This window comes from Pseudomonas aylmerensis (assembly GCF_001702265.1).
GTDB lineage: Bacteria > Pseudomonadota > Gammaproteobacteria > Pseudomonadales > Pseudomonadaceae > Aquipseudomonas > Aquipseudomonas aylmerensis.
On sequence record NZ_MAUE01000032.1, the window covers coordinates 24,674 to 38,285 of the forward strand.

Annotated in this window: 10 protein-coding genes and 2 pseudogenes; 2 read left to right on the forward strand and 10 right to left on the reverse strand. The window is 62.4% G+C overall.

From position 1 onward, the window contains the following. Positions 1 to 57: 57 nt before the first annotated feature. The 6 genes and pseudogenes from BBG20_RS21270 to BBG20_RS21295 all read right to left on the reverse strand — a co-directional run bounded on the left by BBG20_RS21270 (position 58) and on the right by BBG20_RS21295 (position 7,710). A complete protein-coding gene (locus tag BBG20_RS21270) occupies positions 58 to 1,455 on the reverse strand; it encodes a sigma-54-dependent transcriptional regulator (RefSeq protein ID WP_065906804.1) in 1,398 nt (465 codons plus the stop codon). Beyond that, positions 1,445 to 3,214, reverse strand: coding sequence for a HAMP domain-containing sensor histidine kinase (locus tag BBG20_RS21275; RefSeq protein WP_065906806.1), 1,770 nt, complete (start codon positions 3,212 to 3,214; stop codon positions 1,445 to 1,447). Before BBG20_RS21275 ends, BBG20_RS21270 begins: the two co-directional genes overlap by 11 nt. After that, positions 3,214 to 4,338 (reverse strand): GNAT family N-acetyltransferase, encoded by a 1,125-nt coding sequence (locus BBG20_RS21280; protein ID WP_065906807.1) that lies wholly within the window; start codon positions 4,336 to 4,338, stop codon positions 3,214 to 3,216. The genes BBG20_RS21275 and BBG20_RS21280 overlap by 1 nt, the downstream gene beginning before the upstream one ends. 418 nt (positions 4,339 to 4,756) lie before the next feature. Then, positions 4,757 to 5,611: pseudogene (locus tag BBG20_RS21285) on the reverse strand (alpha/beta hydrolase); the annotation flags it as partial. Next, positions 5,608 to 7,007 (reverse strand): annotated as a pseudogene (locus BBG20_RS21290) (aspartate aminotransferase family protein). The pseudogenes BBG20_RS21290 and BBG20_RS21285, both read right to left, overlap by 4 nt. Beyond that, a complete protein-coding gene (locus BBG20_RS21295) occupies positions 7,000 to 7,710 on the reverse strand; it encodes an MtnX-like HAD-IB family phosphatase (protein WP_065906809.1) in 711 nt (236 codons plus the stop codon). The pseudogene BBG20_RS21290 and the gene BBG20_RS21295 overlap by 8 nt, the downstream one beginning before the upstream one ends. A gap of 239 nt (positions 7,711 to 7,949) precedes the next feature. On the opposite strand from BBG20_RS21295, the gene BBG20_RS21300 reads away from it, so the two are divergent. Next, complete coding sequence (locus BBG20_RS21300; protein WP_065906810.1) at positions 7,950 to 8,720, forward strand: MipA/OmpV family protein; 771 nt, start codon at positions 7,950 to 7,952, stop codon at positions 8,718 to 8,720. A gap of 107 nt (positions 8,721 to 8,827) precedes the next feature. Here BBG20_RS21300 and BBG20_RS21305 read toward each other — a convergent pair whose 3' ends face one another. Together BBG20_RS21305 and BBG20_RS21310 are read right to left on the reverse strand one after the other, a co-directional pair. Further along, entirely contained in the window at positions 8,828 to 9,481 is a 654-nt protein-coding gene (locus BBG20_RS21305; protein WP_065906813.1) for a DsbA family oxidoreductase, read from the reverse strand. 52 nt (positions 9,482 to 9,533) lie between these two features. After that, positions 9,534 to 10,553: an alpha/beta fold hydrolase gene (locus BBG20_RS21310; RefSeq protein WP_065906816.1), complete on the reverse strand. Its 1,020-nt coding sequence runs from the start codon at positions 10,551 to 10,553 to the stop codon at positions 9,534 to 9,536. A 182-nt stretch (positions 10,554 to 10,735) separates the two neighbouring features. Here BBG20_RS21310 and metR point away from each other — a divergent pair, with 182 nt between their 5' ends. Next, positions 10,736 to 11,653 (forward strand): transcriptional regulator MetR, encoded by a 918-nt coding sequence (metR, locus tag BBG20_RS21315; RefSeq protein ID WP_065906818.1) that lies wholly within the window; start codon positions 10,736 to 10,738, stop codon positions 11,651 to 11,653. 14 nt (positions 11,654 to 11,667) lie between these two features. Here the strand turns inward: metR and BBG20_RS21320 are convergent, their stop codons facing one another. Further along, on the reverse strand, positions 11,668 to 12,081 hold the full coding sequence (locus BBG20_RS21320) for an NUDIX hydrolase (RefSeq protein ID WP_065906820.1): 414 nt from the start codon (positions 12,079 to 12,081) through the stop codon (positions 11,668 to 11,670). A gap of 96 nt (positions 12,082 to 12,177) precedes the next feature. Then, entirely contained in the window at positions 12,178 to 13,527 is a 1,350-nt protein-coding gene (locus tag BBG20_RS21325; RefSeq protein ID WP_065906822.1) for an HD domain-containing phosphohydrolase, read from the reverse strand. Between the last annotated feature and the right edge of the window lie 85 nt (positions 13,528 to 13,612).

A 13,612-nucleotide genomic window follows, 5' to 3' on the forward strand; every position in this document is an offset into this window, starting at 1 on the left:
CATGCCGCCATCGCAGGCAAGCCTGCTCCCACATCTGGATCGGTGGCTCAAGAGAGATCAGCGCACGATCTTGTCGACCTGGATGCCCAGCTTTTTCAGGCGGTACCAGAAGCTGCGCTCGGATATGCCGATCTTCGCCGCCGCTGCGGCCTGCACGCCGTTGCTTTCATTCAGCGCCGCCAGAATGTAGGTTTTCTCGACTTCGGCCAGGGCCGCATCCAGGTCAGCAGGCACGCCTGGTGTGTCACCCAGCAGCGCGGTGACGCCGCCTTCGCCAGGCCGGGAAGCAAACAGGTACGCCGGCAGGTCGATATCCTCGATCACCGGCGAGGCCGCCACGATGGTCGCGCGCTCCACACAGTTTTGCAGTTCGCGAATATTCCCCGGCCAGTGATAGGCGGCCATGGCCTGCAGCGCCTCCGGGCTGAAGCCGGTGATGCGTTTACCCGCGGTAGCACTCAGGGTCTGGGCGAAGTGGCGGGCCAGCGGCACGATATCTTCGGCGCGCTCGCGCAGCGCCGGCAGCGGAATCGGGAAGACATTGAGGCGGTAATACAGGTCTTCGCGAAACTCTTTATTGGCCACCGCATCGAGGAGGTTCTTGTTGGTGGCGGCAATCACCCGCACGTCCACCTTGCGCTCGCGCGGGTCGCCCACCGGTTCGATCACCCGCTCCTGCAACGCCCGCAGAATCTTGGCCTGCAGCGCCAGCGGCATGTCGCCCACTTCATCGAGAAACAGCGTGCCCTTGTCGGCCTGCTGGAAGCGTCCGACCCGGTCAGTCACGGCGCCGGTAAAGGCGCCCTTGCGATGACCGAACATCTCGCTTTCCAGCAAGCCCTCGGGAATGGCGGCGCAGTTGACCGCCACGAACGGTTTATCGGCGCGGCTGCCGTGCTTGTGGATGGCGCGGGCGACCATTTCCTTGCCGGTGCCACTTTCACCGGTCAGCAGCACGGTGGCAGCGCTGTCGCGCACCGAATCCACCGCCTGCAGCACTTTGCGAAACGCCGGGCTGTCGCCGACCAGGCTGTCGAATTGCGCGTGCTCGTCCAGCTCGGCGCGCATGCGCGCGTTGTCGCGCATGATCTCGCGAAACTGCAGGGCCTTGGCCACGGTGATGTCCAGCTCGTCGATATCGAACGGCTTGGCGATGTAGTCATAGGCGCCGTTGCGCATCGACTGCACGGCGTTTTTCACCGTGCTGTAGGCGGTCATCACAATCACCGGCACCTGGGGGTAGCGCACCTTGATCTCCGCCAACAGGGCCGGCCCGTCCATGCCCGGCATGCGCCAGTCGCTGATCACCAGGTCGATGTCTTCCTGCTCCAGCACCTTGAGCGCGTGCAGGCCATTACCGGCAATGAACACCTGCACGTGGTTCTGGCCCAGGGCCGAGGCCAGCAGGTCGCAGAGCTTGGGTTCGTCGTCGACTACCAGAATGTTATGCGTCATGACTGTCCTCGTCGTCTTCGCCAATCGCCGGAATGTACAGGCTGAAGGTGGCGCCGGCATCTTTCTCACTGGTGCATTCGATGCTGCCGTCGTGACTTTCCATGATCGAATAGACTTTTGCCAGGCCCAGGCCAGTGCCCGAGGCCTTGGTGGTGACAAACGGCGTGAAGATGCGCTCGATCATCTCCGCCGGGATCCCCTGGCCGGTGTCGCCGATGCTGATCAGGGTATTGTCGCCGACGCTGCGAATGCCCAGGGTCAGGCGGCCGCCTTCGGGCATGGCATCGATGGCGTTGAGAATCAGGTTGAGGCAGGCCTGCTTGAGCTGCTTGGCGTCCGCGTAGATCGTCGCCCCCGGCGCCTGGTCGTCGATCTGTGCATCAATGTTATGCGTGGCCAGTTCCGGCGAGCAGAAACCCAGGATCTCCTCCACCAGCGGCCGGGCCGGCTGCAGTACACGCAGTGGCGGGTTGGGCTTGGCGAAATCGAGGAACTCGGTGATCAGGTCATTGATGCGGCTGACTTCGCTGATCACGTATTCCAGGTGGCGCTTATCGGACTCGGCCAGGTCGGCGCGGCGGTGCAGCAACTGGGTGGCGGTCTTGATGATACCCAACGGGTTGCGGATCTCGTGGGCCAGGCCCATGGCGACTTCGCCCAGGGCGTGCAGGCGATCACGGCGGCGCAACTGGGCCTCGAGGTGATGCAACTCGCCGAGGCGCTCGGTCATGTGGTTGAAGGTGCTGCTCAACTGCGCCAGTTCGTCGCCACCGCTGACCAGCACCCGGTGCTCGTAGTTGCCCGAAATCACCGCGTCCACGCCCTGGGACAAATCCCGCAGCGGCTTGGTCAGGCGCCGCGACACCAAGACCCCGGCCGCCAGCGACAGCGCCGAGCTGAGCAGGAAAATCAGCACGAACAGGTTGCTCTGGTTCACCAGCCCGACCAGGCTGGTGTGGCGCAGCAGGCCGCTGAAGATCACGCCTTGCAGGTCGCCGGCATCGTTGAAGATCGGCCAGTACAGACCGCTGTAGTTATTGGTGAACTGCTCGCTGGGCTGCTTGGTGCTGCGCATCGCGGCTTCGACATTTTTCGGGATGCGCGAAGGGTGATCCTCGAAACGCTGGGTCGAGAAGATCTCCGAGAAACCGTCGGGGTTGGCCAGGTACAAGCGCAAATCCAGCGAATGCACATCGGCCACGCTGGTCAGGAAGCTGCTGTCCAGGTAAGTGGCCACGAGCAGCAGGTAGTCGACACCCTCCTGGGTGGTTTCGAAGGTCGACACCACCAGGCCGGTGCTCACCCCCGCCACCTTGACCGTCTGCAGCACCGCGTTGCTGGTCAGGTCGATCTGTTTGACGACATCGTCGGCCGCCGTGCTGAACACCACTTTGTGGTCACTGACGCGAATCAGCGCGACCACGTCGATGTCGGTGGCATCGGCGATGTCGGCGGTGAGCCGGTCGTGCTTGGCCGCCTGCTTGTTCGACGGCGGGCTGGTGTAGCGCAGGAACAGCTTGGCCATGCGCGCGTTGTCATGAAGGATGTCGCCGATTTCGTCCTTGACGATCTTGGTCGACTCCTGCAGCCAGATCCGCACGTTGCTGTCGAAAATCTGCGACAGCGTGGTCGCCGCCAGTTCGGCCGCGATCATGGTGGGAATGACGCTGACCAGCCAAAACGCCAGCACCAGCTTGCGCTGGACGCTCCAACGCGAAATGGCAAAGGGGCGGGCTTTCTGGCGGGTCTTGGTGATCATCAGGTTTCGCTTATCGCAGCAGCCATGGCAGGGTCGGAACGATCCGGTCGGAGGTACATCTTCACAAGTTTGAGCAGGCCGTTGACCAGCCGATTACGGTGACGGAAAAACAGGTTGTTGCCGCGGAATTCGCACCCCAGGCGCAGCTTACTGGCATAGCCCTCCTGGCCGCATTCATACACGGGGATATTGTGCTGAATACAATAGTCGACATTGGTCAGCCAACACCTGAAGTACAGGTTGTACTCACGGCTGAACTCACGGTCATGCCCGAAAAACTTGTCGACCAAGCGGTGCTGATCCACCAGCATCAGGTTGAACGCCACCAGGCGCTCGTCCACCCAATAAAGTGCACAGACCGCGCGTTTTTCAAGCCGTTCAAGGATACCGGTGAAGTAACTCGCCGGCAGGCGTTCGAACTGTAAATCCGCGCGGCTGAGCGTGTCTTCATACAAGCGCATCACCTGCGGCAACACGTCGTCTATGTTGTGCCGCCATTCCACCCGTGGCCCCGGCGCACGCAGTTTACGGCGCAGGTCCTTGCGGGTCGATTTGCACAGCGAACCCAGGTAGGCGTCCACCGAACCGTAAGGCACCGTCAGCCAGCCGCTGGGCAGGCTCGGCATGCTCTGAAACCCGGCAACACGGCAACTGGCGGCCCACTGCGTATCGTGGGTGGGCACATCCTTGACCGCCACCAGGCCGATGCCGAATTCGTTGGCGTCCTGGCGCGCGGCCTTGAGTACGTGCGTGATCATCAGCGGGCGCCGCGCCTCGGGCACGCTACTGGCGATGCCCGCATCACAGCGCTCGGCCACCGGAGAGCCGATGGCATACAACGGCAACTGTAAAACACCCGGCCACAGTCGCTCCAGGCGCTCGGTAAAGCGCTTGCCGGTGCCCGACACCGTGGTGTCGAGTCGATACTGCGTGATGAACGCGGGCGCAACCGCCACCAGCGAACCGCTGTCGTAGACCGCCAGGTAACGCCATTTGAAATCATCAATGGCCGCGTTTTCCACGGCCACATAAAAGTCCCAATCCTCCAGGGCACCGGGAAAACAGTCGTTCCAGGCACTGCGCTGGATGGCCCGGATGGTCGAGAAGGCTTGGGCGGTGATCACGGATTTCCCTTTTTCTATTTCTTGAGCGAGCCGGCCTGTGGTCATGATCGGGCGTGGTGTGGCAGCAATCCTCTTGTGGCAACCGCTCTATTGTGGCGAGCGGGCTTGCCCCGCGTTGGGCGGCGAAGCCGCCCCAGACCCAGCCACCCCAGTCCTAACGGGAAGCATGCAGTGTCAGCGAGGGGGCGGCTTCGCCACCCAACGCGGGGCAAGCCCGCTCGCCACGAGAAGCAGGTTCAGCCTGGAAAACAGGTTCAGCATAAGCAGCAGGTTCAGCCTGCAAACCAGACCCAGCACGGGAAGCTGCCTCACCCTGGAAAACAGGTTGAGCATAAGCAGCAGGTTCAGCCTGCAAACCAGACCCAGCATGCGAAGCTGCCTCACCCTGGAACACAGCTTCAGCCGCAGAAGCTCGTTGCCCCTGTGAAACCCGCTCACCACGGATGCGCGCATGCTGCTCGACAAACTCGGCACTCAACTCGATCACCCGGCGGTATTGCAGGTCGACGGTAATCATGTGATAGCAGTTGTCCAGCAGGATCTTGGTCACCGGCCCGCCGAGGTGGCGCTCCACGTAATCGGCGTTCCAGCGGCTGGTGATGTCGTCCTCAATGGAGTGCAGCACCAGCGCCGGCACCTTGACCTCGGGCATGCGTTTCTTGACCACGGCGTTCATCCGATGCAACTCGCGCACCGTGATGCCTTCCATGGTCAGCAGACCGGCTTCGCTGCTCTCCCCTTCCTTCATCTGGCGCTCGACGATCGCCCGCAGGCGTTCGTTCTTGATGCCATACGGCGGCTTCTCTTCGAAGCGGCAGATGTGCACGCCGAACGGAATCTTCATCAGCAATGGCGTCAGAAACGCCAGCTTGTGAATGCTCCAGCCGTCGTACTTCAAGGTGGTGGAATACATCAACAGCCCGGCGACTTGCCCAGGGTGCTCGGCGGCCACGTACATCGACATCACCGCGCCCATGGACAAGCCACCGACAAAGACTTGCGCGTGGCGTTGCCTGATCTGGACGAAGGTCTTGCGCACGCCTTCGTACCAGTCCAGCCAGCCGGTGGCCTGCAGGTCGCTGTTATCGCCGCAGTGCCCGGCCAGGGTGGGCACGTAGACCGTGCAGTTACCCGCCTTGGCCAGGCCCTTGGCGACCTGGCGCAATTCCGTCGGGGTGCCGGTCAGGCCGTGGATCAACAGGATCCCGACCGGACCTTCACCGAGAACGAAGCCGGCATCACCTTCACCGAGGTCGATCCCGAGGCTGTTCACCGTTTGGTCGCCCGCACCAGCAGTTGCTCGAGGAGCTTGAGGCCCAGGTCGATTTCCGGGTAACTGATTTCCAGCGACGGTGCCAGGGTGATCACGTTTTTGTAGTAGCCGCCCACGTCGAGGATCAGCCCGAGTTTCTGGCCATCAACGACCATGTCGCCCTTCATGCCTTCCTCGACCATGTAGTCCAGGGTCGCCTTGTCCGGGGTGAAACCATCCGGGCCGCAGATTTCGCAGCGCAGGGCCAGGCCCAGGCCGTCGACGTCGCCGATGATCGGGAAACGTTTCTGCAGGTCCTGCAGGCCTTCCAGGAAGTATTTGCCCTTGGCCATGACCATCGCGCCGTAGTCGACTTCGTTGGTCATCTTGAACATTTCCAGGCCCACCGCCGTACCCAGTGGGTTGGAGGCGAAGGTGGAGTGGGTCGAACCTGGCGGGAAGATCTTCGGGTTGATCAACTCTTCACGGGCCCAGATGCCGCCCAGTGGGTTGAGGCCGTTGGTCAGCGCCTTGCCGAACACGATCACGTCCGGTTGCACGTCGAAGTGCTCGATCGACCACAGCTTGCCGGTACGGTAGAAGCCCATCTGGATTTCGTCGGACACCATCAGGATGCCGTGCTGGTCGAGCACCTGCTTGAGTTCGCGGTAGAAGTTCATCGGCGGGATCACGTAACCNAACCGCCGGTGCCCTGGATCGGCTCGACGTAGAACGCGGCGTATTCACTCTGGCCGACTTTCGGGTCCCACACGCCGTTGTATTCGGTCTCGAACAGGCGGGCGAATTGCTGCACGCAGTGGCTGCCGTACTCTTCCTTGGTCATGCCTTTAGGGCCGCGGAAGTGGTACGGGAACGGGATGAACTGCGCACGCTCGCCGAAGTGGCCGTAGCGGCGACGGTAGCGGTAGCTGGAAGTGATCGACGACGCACCGAGGGTACGGCCGTGGTAGCCGCCTTCGAAGGCGAACATCAGGCTCTTGCCGTTGGTGGCGTTGCGCACCACTTTCAGCGAGTCTTCGATCGACTGCGAACCGCCGACGTTGAAGTGCACGCGACCGTCGAGGCCGAATTTTTTCTTGGCATCGACGGCGATCATTTCCGACAGCTCGATCTTGCCTTTGTGCAGGTACTGGCTGGCGATTTGCGGCAGGGTATCGATCTGCTGCTTCAACGCGTTGTTCAGGCGCGGGTTGGCGTAGCCGAAGTTGACGGCCGAGTACCACATTTGCAGGTCGAGGTAGGCCTGGTCTTCGGTGTCCCACACATAGGAGCCTTCGCAACGGCTGAAAATACGCGGCGGCTCGATGTAGTGGACGGTGTCACCGTAGGAACAATACTTGGCTTCTTTATCCAGAAGGACCTGGTCTTCGGCGGTAGCGATACGGATATCAGACATGGTGGAAGAGTTCCTGATTTTCGGTAGACAGTTCGCCAGCAAAAGCGCTGGCGTTGGCGGCGATGCCCTGCGGCAGTTGCGCCAGCAATGCAGGCACTTCGGCGAAGGTGTCGAAGCGCGCGTGAGGAATGTTGTTGGCCACGCAGTAGTCGGCGAGGCTGCCTTTGGCGAACACGAAGTCGGCGGTGGAGGCCACGCACATGTCGGACTTGCCGTCACCGATCACCAGCACGCGCTTATTGCGCGGGGTGGACTTGCACTTGCAGTTGCCGGAAGCGGCCCGGCAGGCATCGCTGGCATACGGGAAGTCGATGCGCCAGCTGTTCTGGTCGACCTGGCGCAGGCGGTTGGCGAGGATCGGCAGCAAGGTCACGTAGTTGCGCGACAGGATGCGCGCGATGCCTTGTTCGATGCCGTCGCTGACCACTTCGATGGTCGCGCCCAGGCCCATGACGTGATCGACGAAATCCGGGAAGTCCGGATCGATCTCGACACTGTCGAAGTACGCCAGCAGTTCAGTCGGGGTCGCCTTGATCAGTGCCAGTTGGCGGCTCAGGCATTCGCGGGAACCGATATGCCCATCCAGCCATTCCTGTTCGATGGTTTCCCACTCGGGGCCGGCGAAGCGTTGGAGGACGTTGTCGATGACATCGGTGGGGGTGATGGTCCCGTCGAAGTCACACACGATATGCCAGTGGATCATTGCCTTTCCTTGAGTTGGAGGGCTTGAAGAAGAGCGCTCTGTGCGCTTGCCACTGGAGTAGAGCAGGGAGCGTGCCAACTGACGCAAACCCAGCGGGGCTGGGCTTTGCGTGGATTTGTCGGGAGATATGTGTCGCGCAAGCTACAATTTTTGTAGCTCGCTACAAACAAGATGAGTGCTTGCGCCAGGGACGCCCTTCGCGCGTGAATGCGCGTATGTCCAGATAAGGAAACCGCTGCATGTTCAAGGTGACTTCTGCTGTATTCGCCGGCCTCCTGGGGCTGTGGGGCTTTTCCAGCACGGCATTGGCCCAAGGCATTACCGGCGAGATGGGCGCGGGCGTCAGCTATCAACCCCACGACCCGACGGGCAGTCGCTACGAAACCCGGCCCATTCCCTACTTCGACCTGGACTGGGGCCCGGTCAGCCTCGGCACCGACGATGGCCTGACCTGGAGCGCGCTGGACACCCACGGCTTCACCGCGGGCCCGTACATCAATTACCTGCCGGGGCGTACCGCCAACGGCTCACTGCGCGGTCTGCGCAATGTCTCGGACATGGCCGAGGTGGGCGGTTTCATCCAATACGCGCCGGCCGACTTCTGGCGCGTGTACGCCCAGATGGGCCAGGCCGTCGGCGGCGGGCGTGATCAAAGCGGCGTGCTGGGCAAGGTCGGCGGCGAACTCGGCTACCCGCTCGGCGGCGGGATCATTGGCAGCACCGGCTTGCTGGCGCACTTTGCCGACGCCCGCCAGACCCAGACCTTTTTCGGCGTCGACGACAAGGAATCCGCGGCCTCGGGCATTCGCGCCTACAACGCGAGTGCCGGCTTCCAGAACCTGACGCTGACCCAGAGTTTCGAATTCCCCCTGGCGAACAACTGGTCACTGCTGACCAGCGCCAGTTGGGTCCACCTGGTGGGCTCGGCGGCCAACAGCACCATCGTCAAGGACACCGGGGATGTGAACCAGGGCCAGGTGCAGACCGCGATCAGCTACAAGTTTGACTGAAGAACCCGCGCCCCCTGCAGGCGCTGGCTTGCCAGCGATGCCGGCACTTCGGTCTATCCGGTAGACCGCGCAGACCATCGCAGGCAAGCCAGCCCCCACCCACAGGCTTAGCCCTTCGCCTCGCGGATGATCTGGCGAATAGCGCCCACGAAGGCGTCGGCCGGCTGGCCACCGCTGACCGCATACTGATCGTTGAACACGATGGTCGGCACCGAGGTCACGCCCCGGGATATCCACAACTGCTCTTGCTCGCGGACATCGGCGGCGTATTCGTCGGAGGCGAGAATCTCGGCCGCCCGCTTGATATCCAGCCCGACGCTTTCAGCAATGATTGCCAGCGTGGCGTGATCGGAAGGGTCCTGCTGATCGGTGAAATACGCCTTGAACAGCGCTTCCTTGAGGTTGTACTGCAAACCTTCCAGCCCGGCCCAGTGCAACAGGCGGTGCGCATCGAACGTGTTGTAGATACGGCTCTGTCCATCGGTACGAAAGGCAAAGCCCAACGCTGCGCCCAAGTCGCGGATGCGCGCACGGTTGGCCTGGGATTCTTCGGCAGTGGAGCCGTACTTTTCAGTGATGTGCTCGACGATGTTCTGACCGATGGCCGGCATGTTCGGGTTCAGTTCGAACGGCTGGAAATGAATCTCGGCCTGCACCTCGGCGCCAAGCTGGTCGAGGGCTTCGGTCAGGCCACGCAGGCCGATGATGCACCAGGGGCAGGACACGTCGCTGACGAAATCGATTTTCAGGGGAGTACTCATGGTAGGCAACCTCGCAGGCAATGCGCCGCAAAAGTTGCACGATACACCAATGTCACAACACCTTCGAAGGCTCGCCCAGGTCAATCTGCGCCCAATGGGCGGCATCTTCGCGATGGGCTTGCAGGTACGGCAGCACTGCCGCCAGCAGCGGCGCCTTGAAGGCTTCCTGGAATCGATGGGCCAGGCCTGGAATCAGTTTCAGCTGGCTGCCCTGGATATGCGCCGCCAAATGCACGCCGTGCATCACCGGCAATAACGGGTCGGCCGTGCCGTGGACTACCAGGGTGGGCACGCGCAACTGATTGAGCAACGGTACCCGGCTTGGCTCTGCGAGGATCGCCATGATCTGGCGCTTCACGCCGTCGGGGTTGAAGGCGCGATCGTAGGACAGCGCCGCCTGCTGCAGCAGCACCTGGCGATCGTCTTTCACCGACGGGCTGCCCAGTGCTGCCAACAAATCCGCCTGCTGTTCCAGCGCGACTTCACGGTTTGGTGCGCTGCGCCGCGACAGCAATTGCACCAACGCCGCACTCGGCGCCGGCAGGCCTTCGGCGCCGGAGCTGGTCATGATCAGCGTGAGGCTTTCGACCCGCTGCGGCGCCATGGCCGCCAGGTGCTGGGCGATCATGCCGCCCATGCTCGCGCCCAGCACATGGAATTGGCGGACCTGCAATGCGTCCATCAGGCCGAGGGCGTCGTCGGCCATGTCAGTCAGCGTGTAGGGCGCCGCCACCGGCAGGCCGAGCTTGTAGCGCAGCACTTCGAAGGTCAGGTTGGCGCTGGCAGGTGCCTGTCGCCAGGTGGACAGGCCGACATCCCGGTTGTCGTAGCGGATCACCCGAAAGCCCTGTTCGCACAACGCCACCACCACTTCATCCGGCCAGTGGATCAACTGCCCGCCCAGGCCCATGACCAGCAGCAACGCGGGATCGGACGCCCGCCCGATGCTCTGGTAGGCGATGCTGACCGTTTCCAGGTCGACCGTTTGGGTCGGGACATTGACATCACATCGAGACGCCGCAAAAGACGGCAGGCCGAACATAAAAGCGGCCAATAAAAGCAACACGCGCATGGAAAACACCGAAACACAGAACCCCAGTAGAGCGCGAGTCTGATGAAGTTTGTTCGAGCGCGCTGCCACAGTTGCGTGACAGTTTGATGAAGAGTGCCCAGTGGTCATGGTCGACACGGCCTGCAACATGAGACAAACTCACGCCATTCCAATTCTTCACAAATTGTTTTCATGGAGAGCCCGTGCTCGAAATCCGCCACCTCAAGACCCTGCACGCCCTGCGCGAAGCCGACAGCCTGGTAGAAGCCGCCGAGCGCCTGCACCTGACGCAGTCGGCACTGTCCCACCAGTTCAAGGAGTTGGAGGAACGCCTGGGCATGCCGTTGTTCGTGCGCAAGACCAAGCCGCTGCGCTTCACCAGCGCCGGCCTGCGTCTGCTGCAACTGGCCGATGCGACCCTGCCGCTGCTGCGCGGCGCCGAGCGTGACATCGCACGATTGGCCGGCGGTACCGCCGGGCGTTTGCACATGGCGATCGAGTGCCACAGCTGCTTCCAATGGCTGATGCCGACCATCGACCAGTTCCGCGATGCCTGGCCGGAAGTCGAGCTGGACCTGGCCTCGGGCTTCGCCTTTGCGCCGCTGCCAGCCCTGGCCCGTGGCGACCTGGACCTGGTGGTGACGTCCGATCCACTGGAATTGCCGGGCATTACCTACGTGCCGTTGTTCACCTACGAAGCCATGCTCGCGGTGGCCAATCAACACCCACTGGCACACAAGTCCTACATCGTGCCCGAAGACCTGCTGACCGAAACCCTGATCACCTACCCGGTGGAGCGCGACCGCCTGGACATTTTCACGCGCTTCCTCGAGCCAGCCGATGTGGAACCAGCCCAGGTGCGCACCTCGGAGCTGACGGTGATGATGATGCAACTGGTCGCCAGCGGCCGCGGCGTGTGCGGCATGCCCCATTGGGCGCTGCATGAATACAGCTCACGGGGTTACGTGAAGGCCAAGCGCCTGGGCGAGAAAGGCCTGTTTGCCACGCTGTATGCGGGCATCCGCGCGGACATGCTGGACGCGCCGTATATGCGCGACTTCCTGCTGACGGCCAAGGACACCTCGTTTTCCACCCTGGATGGCGTCAGCGCGGTGCGCTGACGCGCAAGCGGCGATCAGGCCGGGGTGGTCAGCGACGCGCGATAGAACGGCAGGATCAGATCACGGGTCAACGGCGCCAACAGCAGGCCGCCATCGCCGGCGGGGTCGATCCAGCGCACCTCTTCAATCTCGGCGGCAGGGGTGACCGGGACGTCGATCTGCACCTGGAACAGCTCGGCTTCCACGGTGAAACCCGGCTCGTTGACGGCAGGTGCCGAAAACTGGCCGAGGTAGGTCGCAGCGCCGGGCTCGATACGCAGGTTCAGCTCCTCAAACAGCTCACGCGCCAGCGCCTCGACAGGTTGCTCGCCGGCGTCGATCTTGCCGCCAGGTTGCATGAACGCCTGGGTGCCGCGCTTGCGCACCAGCAGGGTCTGGCCGTCACTGCCAATCAAAAGGGCGGCGGCGATGCGGATGGTCGAGGTCATGGATAAGTCGTCCTTGAAGGCAAAGGGCGCAAGGATCACATGATCGACACGAACGCCGCAATCAATCCGAAAGCTGGCTTGCCTGCGCCTATTCGCTCAAGGGTGTTGAGCCGCGATCTCGGTGTGCTCTTTGATAAACACGCTGTAGCGCGCACCCTCCATGGTTTCGAACGCGATCAACTTGTCCACCAGCGGCAGGTTCAGCACCTTGCCGGCATTGAGCAGCAGCATGCCGTTGTCGGCATTCAGATTGCGCGCCAGCACCATGCCCTCCTCCAGCTCGCGGGTGCCGAGCACTTTGACGTTGGGGTCGCCCAAGGTCACGTCATTCAAGTAGGTTGCGCAGACCTGCACAAAGTCTTCGACCAACAGCGGGTCATACAGCCGCCCGGCGTATTTGCGGATGTACAGCAGCGCTTCATCGCTGTTCATCTGCCGCTCGAGGATCAGGCCCTTTTGCAGCTCGATAAAATCCACCGCCAACTTCAACAGCCGCGACCCGGCGGGAATCGCTTCACCCTTGAGGTGATCGGGAAAGCCACTGCCGTCCCAGCGCTCCTGATGATGGCGGATCAGGCGCGCGGCATCTTTCATCGGCTCCAGGGTCATCAGCAGTGATTCGCTCTGGGCCGGGTAGGCGCGATACCGTTCGCGGTCGCTGCTGTGCAGCAAGTCCGAGGGCGAGGCCATCATGCTGTCGCTCCAGCTCAACTTGCCGATGTTGTAGAGCGCGGCGGCCATGGTCAGGTCGCGATTGCTGGCGCAGTCTTCGCCATGGGCCACGCACCAGGTGCGTACCAGTTCGATGATCTGCCGGTTGGTCTGCTTCGCGCGCGGCAGGCGCAGGTTGGCCAGCAGCGAGAACACCTCGGCGCCGGTGGCATAGCTGTGCTTGAGTTCTTCGTAGGCCAGGTCAAGCATGTCGGCGGTTTGCTGCAGCTCGCTGGTGCGCGAGGCCACGCGTTTTTCCAGGGTCGTGTTGAGCTGCTTGAGCGCATCGTTCTGCTGCTGGATCAGTTGCTCCAGCCGCGCACGCTCGCGCTCCGAATGCTGATGCGCCAGGGATTGGCGCAGCGCCAGCAACAACTCTTCATCCTTCCAGGGTTTGCTCAGGTAGCGGTAGATCTCGCCTTCGTTGATGGCCTTGATGATCAGGGTCAGGTCGGTCTCGCTGGTCAGCAGGATGCGCACGGTGTGGGGATAGTGCTGGTGGATATGCGCCAGCAATGACGCGCCGTCCATGTCGGGCAGGCGCGCAGCGCTCATCACCAGGTCGACGGGTTGGCTGGCGAGGATGGCCAGGGCATCGGCCGCGCAAGTGGCGCTGTGCAGTTCGAAGGGCTCCAGCCGCAGCAGGTGCGTCAGGCTGTGCAGCACCTGCGGATGGGCATCGATCAGCAGCACGACGGCGCGTTCGGTATCGGTGAAAGCCACTGACTCTCCCATGGCACACCTCGGATCGTCGGTTGGGTTTCCTTGTTGTTGTGGTTCACGGCCTCCTTGGCGATTACTGAGGAGTTTAGTTGGTTTT